Raw genomic sequence first — 13791 nt, 5'->3', positions numbered from 1 at the left:
TAGAATTTATTAATTAGGTGACTAATTAGGCACTGAAAATATCTTATAGGCACCTAATTAGGCGCTTAGGTAGTAAAATAGGTAGTAAATTTAGGCGGTAAAAGATGAAAAAATATTTGTTAGGTGGTAAAATTTAGGTACTAAATTAGGTACCTAAGGGTGGATGTTATGAAAACTATTAAAATGGTTGCTGATGAATTGGATGTAACTAAACAAACTATTGTTAATAATGCTAAAAGCTTAAATATATCTTTTGAAAAAGAAAATGGAATTAATTATATTAATGATAATGATTGTTTGAAAATTATAGAAAAAATCACTAAGAAAGAAAGTACAACGCAAAATAAAGAATCAGTAAAAAAAGAAATGTTTGATGAAAATAATGCAGAAGTTGAAAAGCATATATATAATAATTCAAATAGTTCTGAGACATTAAAAACAAAAGCAAATGAATTAGAAAAGCAAATAGAAATCTTTGAAACTAGAGCTAAAAATGATGAAAAATATATTGAGAATCTAACTAAACAACTAGATCAACAAAATAGCAATGTTAATACATTAAATAAACTGTTGGAGAATCAACAAATATTAGCTTTAGAAAGTAATAAAAAGATTCAAAAACTAGAAAACCAATTAGAAGAAGAAAGACAGCTTAATTATTCTTTTGATACAGCGACTAATGATAGACAAAACGTTAATCCGCAAGAAGCAACTTTTACTGAAGAATCTCAAAATATCAACCAGCAACAAAAGAAAAGCCAACCAACAAAAGCAGAAGTAAATCATAAGGATATAACTGAAAAGAAAAAGGATGACAGTACAAACGAAGAAGTATTAGCGAAAGATGATAAACCACCTGAAGGAATAGAGAGTGGGCCTGATGATAGGGAAGCAGAACCACCTAAAAAGGGGTTTTGGAGTCGTTTGTTTGGTAGTTAATATAATTAATTAGGCACTAAAAGGTTATCACCTTTTAGTGCCTTTTATATAGTGAAAACTTCTGATAATCATCGATTATGTAAATGAAACAATATTACCTTTATAAATTATTGTTTCAAATTTTTAGGGGGTGTTACTTTATAATAAATAAGCGATTGGATGAAAGCTCTTTCAATAATAATATATTATTAATCATTGATTAAATATTGATATAAAAATAATAGTATTTATACTAACTTCAAATTGGTTCGTCTTTCTTAAGAGACCTTCTTTAATTAATTTTCCATTGAAATCATTATAGCTTTTTCATTATTAGCTAAAATATTATTTGAAAATATTTCATTACCTATCATTTTATGAATATTTTTTTGTAATACCACTAAATTTTGTGCACTTAAACTCAAATGACTACACTTACTTTATATTATTTTCGATTATCAAAATGGATGAATTGCTGATTTAGGGCAAGAGCTAATTAGTAAGAGAAGGAGAAGATTTATTAAAGTGTAATTTGTTGATTATAAGTTCTACTATGTAAAATCTACTGCCCTTCAAAACAAAATAAGATTTGTTTTGAAGGGCAGTAGATTTTACATATGGCAAACCATTTTTTACTTGATAATTAGACTATTGTATAAAAGATAATTTGTTTGAAAGCCAATAGATTAAGTTAGTAGGAGCGTTTACTATTGAATTTAGGACATAATATATTAAAAATAATTCGAAAATTTTACCCTCATTATCAACTATTGTCTGTATTTAGGGTTTTATCTTCATTTCGATATTAGATATATTTGCTTAGAACAATATAAATGTCAAAAAAATATTTTGACTTCTCTTCAGGCATAATATAGGATGTATTAATACATTTTAGTAAGCGCTTACACAATTTTTATAGGGGGAATTGTATGGATTTACTTGTTAGTTTTTCGATGTTAAGTTTCTTTCTTATAATTGGGATGATTTTAAGAGCAAAGATTAAATTTTTGCAAAAAATTTTTTTGCCAGCTTCAGTTATTGGCGGATTTATCGGGTTGATTTTGGGTCCTATAGTTTTAAACAACTATGCAATTTTGCCATTGCCTAAAGAATGGATAAATACATATGCATTATTACCGGGAATTTTAATAGTTCCAGTAGTAGCAACAGTTCCATTAAGTATGAAATTTAAGTCTTGGAAACGAAAAAAGGGCGCTACTATTAATAAAAATAATAGCAAACCAAGTGGTCATGTATTGCGAAATATAGCTGTTATGACTGGCGTCTTATTTATTATAAGCCAAGGCCAAAATTTTCTTGGTGTATTTATGAATTGGCTATATAAAATTACAGGATTTACTACTGATACTTATCCAACATTTGGTATAGAAGTAGGCGGTGGTTTTTCAGGGGGTCATGGAACAGCTGGGGTTTTGGGAAGTTTACTTCAATCAATGAATCAGCCTTATTGGGAAACAGCCCAAGGTATTACAGTAACAACAGCTACGTTTGGTATGATAGGCGGCATTTTAATAGGTGTATTTATTATAAACATGGGTGCTAGAAAAAAATACACAAAATTTCTAGATTCACCTGGAGACTTTCCAGAAGAAATGAAAAAAGGATACCAAAGTGACGTTGAAAAACAAGATTTATTTGGAAAAGAAACTACATTAAGTAGTTCAATTGATACGTTAGCATTTCATTTAGCATTTGTTTTAGGTGGTAGTGGGTTAGCGTATGGTTTGCTACAAATAATTAAATATTACAATGTACCTATTATTAGTGATGTCCCAATATGGGCATATGCAATTATTGTAATGTACTTGGTTTGGTGGATTGTTTGTGGATTAGGGTTAAGTTGGATTATCGATGACAAAATTACTTCTAAAATTTCTAGTATGTTTACCGACTTTGCGGTGGTAGCTGCAATTGCAAGTATGCCTGTTCAGGCAGTACTAAGTTATTTCACTCCAATACTAATAATGATGATTATTATAGGAGCCTTTACAGTATTTGGCACATATTGGTTGAGCAAAAAATTCTTCCAAGATTATTGGATTGAAAAGTCTGTTGCTATTCTTGGAACGAGTTCAGGGGTTTTCATTACAGGACTATTACTTTTGAAAATGACGGATCCAGAGTTCAAGTCTCCAGTGTTAAACGAATTTTCTATAGGATACTCTATTAATTCAGTAGTGGCCTTTATTGTTTACCCATTTTTATTTGGTTTACTAGTAAATAGTGGATTATTCCAAGGCATATTAATACCAACAATATTAATTATTATCGGTGCTCTTTTAATATTTATAGGCAAACCAAAAAAATTAAATAATATAAAAAGTAGAGGTGCTTTATATGACTACTAAACAACAAACATTTGTATATAACATTTTAAAAAACAAGGAAAATTATTTAAATAAGGTAAGCGAGTATATTTGGTATCATCCAGAAACAAGATTTGAAGAATATAAATCTTCGAAAAAGTTAATTGATACATTAACCGAAGAAGGATTTAAGGTGAAAAAAAACATAGCAAACATTGAAACAGCGTTTGAAGGAAAGTATGGAGAAGGCAAACCTGTTATAGGATTTTTAGGAGAATTCGATGCACTTTCTGGATTAAGCCAGAAACCTTTAACAAGTAAAAAAGAGGGGCTAGAGGAAAATAATGATAATGGACATGGTTGCGGCCATAATTTATTGGGAGTAGGATCATTAGGAGCAGCAATTGCAACAAAAGAATACTTAAAAGAAAATAATTTACCAGGTACGGTTATTTATTATGGATGTCCAGGTGAAGAAGGTGGTTCTGGAAAAACATTTATGTCTAGAGAAGGCGTATTTGATGATGTTGATTATGCTTTTTGTTGGCATCCATCCCCAGTGAACGCAGTTATGAGTAACAAAACATTAGCAAATTATCAAGTTTACTTCAAATTTCATGGTGTTAGTTCCCATGCAGCTAATTCTCCTGAGCTAGGCAGAAGCGCTTTAGACGCTGTGGAATTAATGAATGTTGGTGTTAATTATATACGAGAGCATATGAGTGATAATTCACGTATTCATTACGCAGTTACTAATACAGGGGGTATATCACCAAACGTTGTTCAATCAGAAGCAGAAGTATTATATTTGATACGTTCTGAAAGTTTAAAAGAAACAAAAGAACTATTTGAACGCGTTAAAAAAGTTGCACATGGCGCTGCTTTGATGACTGAAACAGAACATGAAGTGATAATTGATAAAGCATGTTCTGATTATTCACCAAATAGAGAGTTGGAGCAAGTCATGTACGAATTTCTAAAAAAAGAACAAAAAAACATACAATTTACAGATAAAGAGACGAATTTTGCTAAAAAGATATGGGGTTCGTTATCTGATGGTGAAAAAGATAATGCGCTGAAGTCACTGGGTAGCTTTGGGGTAATAAATGATAAAGAAAAATTAAATAACAAGTATTTAAGTGATATCGTAAATGATTATACACTAACTGAACAGCCTATGTTAGGTTCAAGTGATGTTGCAGATGTCAGTTGGGTTGCGCCGACAGCACAAGTAACTTGTAGTACAAGTGCTATTGGGACTCAATTACACACTTGGCAAATGGTGTCTCAAGGTTTATCAGATTATGCGTTTAAAGGTATGCATCGAGCAGCTAGAGTTATGGCAAATTCAGCTATATACGTTTTGAAAAATCCAGAAACACTCGAAAAAATTAAAGAAGAACACAAAATGAAATTAGAAGACCATCCTTATGAAAACCCAATCCCTAAAAGAGTTAAGCCTTCTAAACTCAATGGATAAGTTTCAAAAACCAAAATGAAAAAGAGAAATATTTAAAATATTAAAACAATGTAACCAATTAATATTGCTTAAATAAAATTATCTTTATTAGTTTTTTATTGAGACAGAACATAATTTAAAAACTATAAAAAGACTCTTTCATTTAAGAAGGAGTCTTTTAGAGATAGGAGACTTTAGTATTATATCATCTACGATGTATGAGTTACAGATAACTTCTGATAACCATCGATTATGTTAATTAGTATAAATCAAAAATGATGAATATTTTATAAAAATCATAAAAATCGCTTATCTTTTAAATTCTAGTATATAAACGTTTATCGGGTTGAATCTGTTATTTAATATTTTATCTTAAGCTATTTATAATAGTTTTATAATCTTTCTTTTTATTAAACAGCGAAGATGTACCTAGTACGAATCCTTGCACCCCCATAGTCGATAATTTATCAATACGTTCTGGAGATATAGCTCCATCCACGAAAACAGCATAATTAAATTGTGATTTAAAACTATCTTCTAGTAACTCTTCTATTTTATAATCGACATAATCCAGATATTTTTGTCCTGCAAACCCAGGATTTACAGTCATAACCATTATATAGTCTATAATATGCAATAATGGCTTAATAGTCTCTACAGAAGTTCCAGGATTAATTGCAATTCCTGCCTTAATATTTTTTTGCTTAATAGTTTGTAAGGTCTTTGCAGGATGTATATCTGATTCTGGGTGTATATAAATAATATCCACTCCCATTTTTGCAAATAAATCTATGTGTTTTTCTGGATTATCAATCATTAAATGTACATCAACTAACTTTTTAGTATTTTTTCTAATAACCTCTAAGTCTTGCAACCCCATCCCAAAATTTGGGACAAATTGGCCATCCATAATATCAATATGGTAGCCACTTACATTTGCTTCTTCTAATTTTTTTACTTCATTAGCTAGGTCAGTAAAATTAGCACACATCATAGAAGGTAATAATATTTTGTCCATAATTAACCACCTTTCTCATTTTTAATAGTTTAAAATTTTTGTCTGTTACCCATTGATTTGAAATACCACAAGAAAAATATAATATAAAGAATCACTGCAATTATAGCGAATATTATTAATCTAATATCAAAAGAGTTCCATGCATTCCCTACTAATACGCCCAGCATTTTTTCAATAGGATCTGAGTCTACTGAAGAAAACATTTGATTTTTTGAAAGACCAGAAGGAAATTCTCCTATTTCCTTTGAAGTATTAGTAAGAAAACTAGAAATCATCGTAGCTGCCCATAAAAATAATGGTAGTAGTATAGTACCAATAATAGTCATTCTTATTACTTTACCACCAGTAATTAACAATAATGCTGGAACCAAGACAGTTAATAGTATGCCACCTAAAGGTAGAACATTGTTGCCTGGCAATAACATGGCCATAAATAATAAAATTGGAGCTAATATATTTACAACAGCCCATAATTCAGCACTTGAAGCAAGTATAGGCCAATCAATACCTATGAATAACTTACGACCTCTGAATCTAGAACTCATAATTGTACTAATTCTATTAGAAAGTGGCTCAATAGCTGGTCCAAACCAACCACCGATATAAGCGAATAATTCTAAAACTACGCCAGTTGTGAAACCGAGAGTAAGTACTTCTTTTAAAGATTGTTGGCCTAAAATCCCAATAAAACAACCTAAATATACTCCAATTGCAAATTTACTACCCCAGAAACCTATTTTTTTATTTAAAATTTCAGCATTAAAGTCAAATTTATCTACAAATGGTAAAAATTTAGTAATAAATTTATCGATGATATAAACAAACGGTGCAATTAAAAGACTAGGATGTGCTGTTGTAGTAACATTATTTTTATCATAATTTAAAACTTGATTTATAGAAGGTTTAAGAGCATCTGAATTTTTTAACATCAAAGAGTAAATCATAATAACAAATAAAGTTGTAATAATCATATTGTGAGCATAATATTCAACTAATAAGCCAATTATTGAGATATTCCAAATGTTAAATAAGTCAACGTTTAGAGTTTTAGTTTTATTCATAAACAGCATAAGTAAATTAACAATGATACAGACAAAAGCAAAAAACAAAGTATAAATAGAACCCCATGTAATAACTGCCATTGGCGCCCATCCTAAGTCTGTTATGTGTAAATTTACACCTGTAGATTTTACAAAGTCATTTAATGCAGGGCCCAAAGCATCAGTTAAAAGAGAAATAGCGGCTGTCATACCAGTTAAAGCTATAGCCATACGGATACCACTTTCTAAAGCTTTTGAAAATTTCACTTTAAAACCTAATGAAAGTAAAGTAATAATAACAAACATTATAGCGGGCCCGCCTAAGCCGATAAACCATTGAAATAGATTATTTAATTGTGAAAACATTTTAACCCTCCCCTATTTGTAATCGGTTACAAAACAAGGTTATCTTTATGATAAAATACTAATACTATATTTTCAATGTTATTTGACAATAAAAATTTAAAGTTATATAATTTTTGTAATCGGTTACAAAGGGTGTTTTAAAATGGTTACAATTAAAGAAGTAGCGAAAATGGCTGATGTGTCAACAGCTACTGTTTCTAGAATTATTAATAATAAAGCAGGAGCCAATATTGATACTGAAAAAAGAGTAAGAGAAGCAATAAAAAAATTAGAATACGAACCAAATAACATTGCCAGGTCTTTATCAAATAGATCTTCAAATTTAATAGCTTTGATTATTCCTAATTTAAATAATCCATACTTTGCAGATTTAGTGAATATTATTGAAACCTCAGCATATAATTATGGGTATAAATTATATCTTTGCAATAGTAATGATAGCGAAGAAAATATATCATACTTTTTAAAAAATATTGTAGATAACTATATACAAAATGTAATTATCAATTCATTGGCTATTACAAAAAAAGATATAGAGTATCTGGAAAAACATAATGTTAATGTTATTACAATTGATAGAACTAATTTAGATAATCAACCGAATTCTATTTCAGTAGATCACTTTGAAGGAAGTTTTCTTGCCACTAAACATTTAGTGAATAATTGTGGATGTGAACATATTTTATTTATTTCAGGTGAAATGAATGAGCAGTCTTCTATCAATCGTTTTAGAGGGTATCAAAAAGCGATTCAAAAATTCACTAAAACTCATACCATTAATTTACTGGAAGGAGATTTCACTTATAAAAGTGGATATGAATTAGCACTAAAAAAGTTGAAAACGGAGAATAATATTCAAGGAATAGTTTGTGCTAACGACGCAATGGCTATCGGAGTGATAAATGCATGCTATGAATTAGGTATATCAATACCTAATAGTATACAAATAATTGGATATGATAACTGTGTTTTATCGCAGTATTCCACACCGAGTCTTACTACAGTCAACCAATTAGATCCAAAAATTGGTCAGATGATTATGGAATCTATAAAAGAAAATAAAGCGATACAGTTTGAATATATTCCTGAACTTATTATTAGAAAAACAACTAAAATATGATTTTATTATTGGGGGACTGAGAAGTTGAACAAAGAGATTATAACGATGGGAAGTATTAATCAAGATATTTTTATTAATGCAAAAGAATATCCTAATTATGGAGACACTGTGTGGGTTGATTCCGTTAACACACAACCTGGTGGCAAGGGGGCTAACCAAGCAATAGCTTTATCAAGAATTGGTAGTCAAGTAAGATTTATTGGAGCTGTTGGGAATGATGAACAAGGTAAAAACATGTTAAAAAATTTAACAGACCAAAAGATTGATACTACTAATATTCAAATTAAAGAAAATGTAAATACCGGAACTTTTGTTGTTATTCTTGATGAACAAGGTGAAAATACAATGTTAGGCACTGTAGGCGCTAATAATAAAATAAAATTAGATCCTATTACGGCAATTTTTAATTCAGTCAATGCTAATTACTTCCTATTACAACTAGAAACCAATGAAGATGCTATTATGCATGCGTTAAAAATTGCAAAAGAAAAAAATATAAATATTATTTTAGATCCTGCTCCTGCAGATGGTTATAAAGAAGTATACTTATCTTATGCTAATATCATAACTCCTAATCAACAGGAAGCAGAAAAGATATCTGGAATAAAAATAACAGATAAAGAAACAGCCCTAACAGCTGCCACAATCATTAATAGAAAAGGGGTTAATACAGTTATTCTTAAATTGGGGAAATTAGGTTCTTTGATTTATACAAATGAACAATCTACTTTTATATCATCATACAAAGTAAAAGCTATAAATACAGTTGGAGCAGGAGACGTTTTTGCTGCAGCTTTAACTGTATACTTAAATGAAGGAAATCAATTAGTAGAGTCAGTTAAATTTGCAACAGCTGCTGCAGCTATTAAAGTCAGTAAGCGAGAAACACAAAATGCTCTACCAACTAAAAAAGAAATTAAGGATTTTATAAACAATTATTCTTAAATATAGCAAATACTCTTTTCATTTCATAAATCTTCGTTTTTGACACAAAACCTCTTAATATAAAATTGAGAGTGTGACTTTACCTGCTAATTTAGAATAACTTTTCTTGATAAATGATAAAGCTCAATACATTCACTATTCCATTTTTTATATTTTTCGAAATTCCATTGATAAATTATAAAAGATCCCCTCATTTTCATTAAAATCATTTAATTTTTCTAAACAAATGGCCACTCTCATTATTGTGGATATGAGAGTGGCCATAAATTTTATTTGTTTACTTGTCTATTTAACAAAGGGGATTCTCATTGCATTTGTGAATAACTAACTAAATACTTTAAAGCTTTAAAATGATAGACATTAACGAGATTTTAGTTCGTCAGTTGTCATCCATTTATGATTTTTAACCATCTCATCGTTTTCTGTTGATTTATAATCCACCATATAAACGGTTGTTTTTTCTACATCATCAATTTGAGCTTCTGCACCTTTCATACCAGGCATATGGTCAGCTTCTAATTTAACTGTATCACCTTTCTTGAATCCATTTTCAGGGGCATCTGCAACTTCCTCATTAACGACCCATTTGTGATTATTAACTTTTTCATCACCATTTGTAGGTGTGTAACTCACGACATAAGCATACGTTTTATAAGCACCTTTCACAGTACCTTTGGCATTTTTCATACCAGGCATATGATCAGCTGTAATTGTTATTTTATCGTCCTTTTTATATTTACTGTCATCTGTACTTTTCATATTATCTGGGGCTTTACTTTCACTCTTATGATTCATATGTTTTTCTTGTTTTTGATCTTTAGAATTTTCTTCTTCTTCGTTACCAGTTGAACAAGCTGATAATACTAATCCTGAAGCTACTATAATTGAGCTCAATTTTTTCATCATATTGAATTCTCCTTATAAATTATTTTGTTACTTTTATTTGTCCCATCATTCCATTATCTTCATGCTCAAGTATGTGACAATGGAACATGTATGTCCCAGTATTTTTAAAAACCACTTCTATTTTGGCTTTTTGTCCAGGTTCCAGAGATATAACGTCTTTTTTGCCTCTCATATCTTCTGAAGGTTTCTTCCCATCCACTGATAAAACTTTAAATTGCGTTCCGTGGATATGGAACGGGTGCTTCATACCACCCATTTTATCTTTGACGTTTTCAATTTCCCAAGTTTCTTTCCGGTTTACCTTTTGTGTGAAATCTATTCTGTTAGGATCGAATTTTTTGCCATTAATAGTAACATTATCGTCCATACCTTCTAATTTGATTTTTTTATCTACTTTTGGAGTAGTGTCTTTGTTAGTACTTTTTTCTTTGTTAATAATTGGTAAAATTACTGTTTCATCATTATCAACAAGATTGACTTTTTCTTCTTTCATTTTAGATAAATCTATTACTATTTCTTTTCTTGCTGAAGGAGCTAAATTAATTTCTTTTAACTTTTTAGTCTTTTCTAAATGGCCGCCTTCTGAAGCAATATATTCAAAACTTTGATTATTACTTAGCTTAAGATTTAAATCCCGAGCATTGGAGCCATTTAAAAGTCTCAAACGTATTTTTCCTTCTTTTGTTGTTAATTTAGGATCTACTTTCCCATTCACAAGGACTGTATCACCTTGAGTACCATCTTCATCTTTCGTTTTTGTATAATTTAATTTTTTAGATACAAATGTTTTATCTTGGATTATTATAGGCAAATCATTTTTCCCATAATTGCTAGGATAATTATTCTTTTTGTCATCCTCTATATATAATAATCCTGATAAACCATTATAAACTTGTTTAGCTGTATTTGGGGAGGGGTGGGGATGATACCATAATGTAGCAGCCTCTTGTTTAACCTCAAATTTTATTGTTTTTTCTTTTCCTGGTTTTATAACTTGAGAAGGGCCTCCATCCACTTTTCCATCTATTTCTAACCCATGCCAATGAAATGTTGTATTTTCATCTAAGTTGTTGACTAACTTAATTTTAACCTTATCTCCTTTTTTTAATTTTAAAGTTGGCCCAAGTAAATTTCCATTGTATCCTAAAGTGTTAGAGAAATTACCTTTGTAAAATTCTGTCTTTCCTTTCTGCGCTTTTAATGTATAACTTTTATAACCATTGTTATCTTTTTTAGGATCTAAAACTTTGGGAAATGTTATTTCATTTTTTCCTTGTGAAGAATTCAAATTTTTTCTTTCGTCATGACTTTTCATATCCATCATATCATTTCGCTTTTGATCATTTTCTTTCATGTCCATCATGTTGTGCTTACCTTCTGCAAAAGTATCATTAGGAACCATAAACATTATAGAAAATAACGTAATTAAAATTGTGAACATTTTTTTATACATTATATTTACCTCTTTTATTTTAATTTTAATGTAAATGCATTAATTGCTACGATGATCGTACTTAAAGACATAAGTATTGCACCCACAGCAGGTGATAATATTAAACCAATAGAAGCTAATATACCAGCTGCAAGAGGAACTGCAATCACGTTATATCCTGCGCCCCACCATAAATTTTGAACCATTTTTTTCATCGTATTTTTTGAAAGGGACAAAAAATTGATAATATCAGAAGGATTACTTTTAACGAGTATGACATCCCCCGATTCAACAGCTACATCTGTCCCTGCGCCAATTGCCATACCAATATCTGCTCTAATAAGGCTTGGCGCATCATTGATACCATCACCAACCATCATGATTTTGCTACCATTGCTTTGATAATCTTGGATAATACTTTCTTTATCTTCGGGCATCAATTGCGCGTGGACATCACTAATACCTAATTCTTCAGCCACTGTTTGTGCCACTTCTTTATTATCGCCTGTAAGCATGACTGGCGTAATGTTTCTCGATAATAAATCCGAAACCATTTGTTTTGAACTTTCTTTAATTTTATCGCCTTGTGCGATAATACCAATAACTTGTCGGTCATGAATTAGATAACTAATAGAATTCCCTTGTTGAGCGAGATTCGTAAATTGTTCTTTATTATAATCAAAATTGCTTTTATCGAGATAAGAAACATTCACTATTTTGAGTTTTTTATTATCAACTGTGCCTTCTAAGCCTACACCTGGAATATTATTAACTTCTTGAGGAGTAGCATATGAAATATTTTTGCCTTTAGCAAAATCAACAATACCAGTGGCAAGTGGATGATTAGAATTACTTTCTAATGAAGCAAATAGACTCAATATTTCTTCATTATTTAACTCGTCTGTAAAACTTTCATAGTGATTCACTGAAAAGTTACCTTCAGTTAGTGTCCCAGTTTTATCCATCATGATGTAATCAATGTGTTGTGCGATTTCTACAGATTCTCTGTTTTTAATGATTAAACCATTATGTGCACCTATAGAGGTAGAACGTGCTGTAACTAAAGGTATTGCCAAGCCTAATGCATGTGGACAAGCAATGACTAATACGGTTACTAGCCGTTCAAGTGCGAAATCGACGTTGTTTTGAATAAGCATCCATACAATAAATGAAATCAGGCCAATACCTACTGCAAAGTAAAACAAATAACCTGCGACTTTATCAGAGAGGAGTTCAGCTTTTGACTTATCGTTTTGAGCTTGGTTAACAAGACCCATAACTTGAGATAGGTAGCCATTTTCACCCGTAGCAGTCACTTTAACTTGTACTGTACCTGAACCATTAATTGAACCTCCAATAACATCATCATTATGAGTTTTATGAACTTTTTTTGATTCGCCAGTAACTAATGATTCGTCAATTGATGTTTCTCCTTGAACAATGATTCCGTCTGTGGGTATACTTTCGCCTGCTCTGACTTCCACAATATCGTCAATATGAATATCTGATATTTTAACTTCTTCTCGTTGATTGTTATCAATCAGCTTCACTGCAGTATTAGGTAAAAGTTCTGCCATTTTCTTCAGTGCATTGCCTGCATTACCTACTGCATTCATTTCAATCCAATGACCTAATAACATGATTAAAATTAAAGTCGCTAATTCCCAGAAAAAGTCCATTGTATGTGTGGATGAACCACTGAAGTTATTCATATAAAAGGCGTATAAACTATAAATATAAGCTACTGAAATACCTAGAGCAACAAGCATCATCATTCCAGGTTTTTTAGTTGAAATTTCATCTTTAGCCCCTGATAAAAATGGCTTTCCTCCGTAAAAGAATAAAATTGTAGAAAGAATTAATACAATCCAATCTGACCCTGTAAATGAAATTTGAAACGGTAATTTAACTCCCATCATGGGCGATAAAATAATAATCGGTATCGCAAAAATTAAAGAAATAAAGAATTTATTTTTAAAATTCCCATGATGGTGATGTTTATGGTCACCATGACTAGGGTGATTCTCACGTTCTTGATGACTATGATGTTCATGATTTTGGGTTTTCTCATTATTCGACAAAATTAAACCTCCTAATTTTATATTTTTAAAGATAGTAATAAGACAATTTGAGTATAACATATACGGTATAGGGGTATATACCATTTGACTTTTTTATTTTGTAGTGTACAGAAAATAACCATTTTCTGTACACTCTCTTTTTATGCCGAAATAAGTGAGTAATACATATATTTTCGTGT

General features: G+C 30.5%; 10 protein-coding genes. 5 read left to right on the top strand and 5 right to left on the bottom strand.

The annotated features are described in order from the left end of the window. The first annotated feature begins 168 nt into the window (after positions 1-168). From J5E45_RS13895 to J5E45_RS13885, 3 genes are all read left to right on the top strand, one after another. Complete coding sequence (locus tag J5E45_RS13895) at positions 169-939, top strand: DUF536 domain-containing protein (RefSeq protein WP_208182363.1); 771 nt, start codon at positions 169-171, stop codon at positions 937-939. A 908-nt stretch (positions 940-1847) separates the two neighbouring features. Further along, a complete protein-coding gene (locus tag J5E45_RS13890) occupies positions 1848-3287 on the top strand; it encodes a sodium/glutamate symporter (RefSeq protein ID WP_208182361.1) in 1440 nt (479 codons plus the stop codon). Beyond that, a complete protein-coding gene (locus J5E45_RS13885) occupies positions 3277-4725 on the top strand; it encodes a M20 family metallopeptidase (RefSeq protein WP_208182360.1) in 1449 nt (482 codons plus the stop codon). Before J5E45_RS13890 ends, J5E45_RS13885 begins: the two co-directional genes overlap by 11 nt. Positions 4726-5071: 346 nt before the next feature. Here the strand turns inward: J5E45_RS13885 and J5E45_RS13880 are convergent, their stop codons facing one another. After that, complete coding sequence (locus tag J5E45_RS13880; protein ID WP_259339161.1) at positions 5072-5725, bottom strand: ribulose-phosphate 3-epimerase; 654 nt, start codon at positions 5723-5725, stop codon at positions 5072-5074. A gap of 26 nt (positions 5726-5751) precedes the next feature. Beyond that, positions 5752-7128, bottom strand: a complete 1377-nt coding sequence (locus J5E45_RS13875) for a PTS transporter subunit IIC (RefSeq protein WP_208182358.1) — start codon at positions 7126-7128, stop codon at positions 5752-5754. A gap of 142 nt (positions 7129-7270) precedes the next feature. Between J5E45_RS13875 and J5E45_RS13870 the strand changes: the two genes are divergently transcribed. After that, positions 7271-8248, top strand: coding sequence for a LacI family DNA-binding transcriptional regulator (locus J5E45_RS13870; protein WP_107386011.1), 978 nt, complete (start codon positions 7271-7273; stop codon positions 8246-8248). 24 nt (positions 8249-8272) lie between these two features. Further along, a complete protein-coding gene (locus J5E45_RS13865) occupies positions 8273-9193 on the top strand; it encodes a ribokinase (RefSeq protein WP_107643728.1) in 921 nt (306 codons plus the stop codon). A gap of 360 nt (positions 9194-9553) precedes the next feature. On the opposite strand, the gene J5E45_RS13860 is transcribed toward J5E45_RS13865, so the two are convergent. From J5E45_RS13860 to copB, 3 genes are read right to left on the bottom strand one after another with little or no spacing between them, the layout of a single operon-like run. Further along, the gene (locus J5E45_RS13860; RefSeq protein ID WP_002510756.1) at positions 9554-10099 is read right to left on the bottom strand and encodes a YdhK family protein; all 546 of its coding nucleotides are present in this window, start codon (positions 10097-10099) and stop codon (positions 9554-9556) included. Positions 10100-10118: 19 nt separating this feature from the next. Then, positions 10119-11552 (bottom strand): multi-copper oxidase Mco, encoded by a 1434-nt coding sequence (mco, locus tag J5E45_RS13855; RefSeq protein ID WP_000277153.1) that lies wholly within the window; start codon positions 11550-11552, stop codon positions 10119-10121. A 14-nt stretch (positions 11553-11566) separates the two neighbouring features. After that, positions 11567-13612, bottom strand: coding sequence for a copper-translocating P-type ATPase CopB (gene copB, locus J5E45_RS13850; protein ID WP_208182356.1), 2046 nt, complete (start codon positions 13610-13612; stop codon positions 11567-11569). Positions 13613-13791 lie beyond the last annotated feature (179 nt).

This window comes from Staphylococcus shinii, assembly GCF_017583065.1.
Taxonomy (GTDB): Bacteria; Bacillota; Bacilli; order Staphylococcales; family Staphylococcaceae; genus Staphylococcus; species Staphylococcus shinii.
This window is presented reverse-complemented; position numbering and strand designations above follow the sequence as displayed.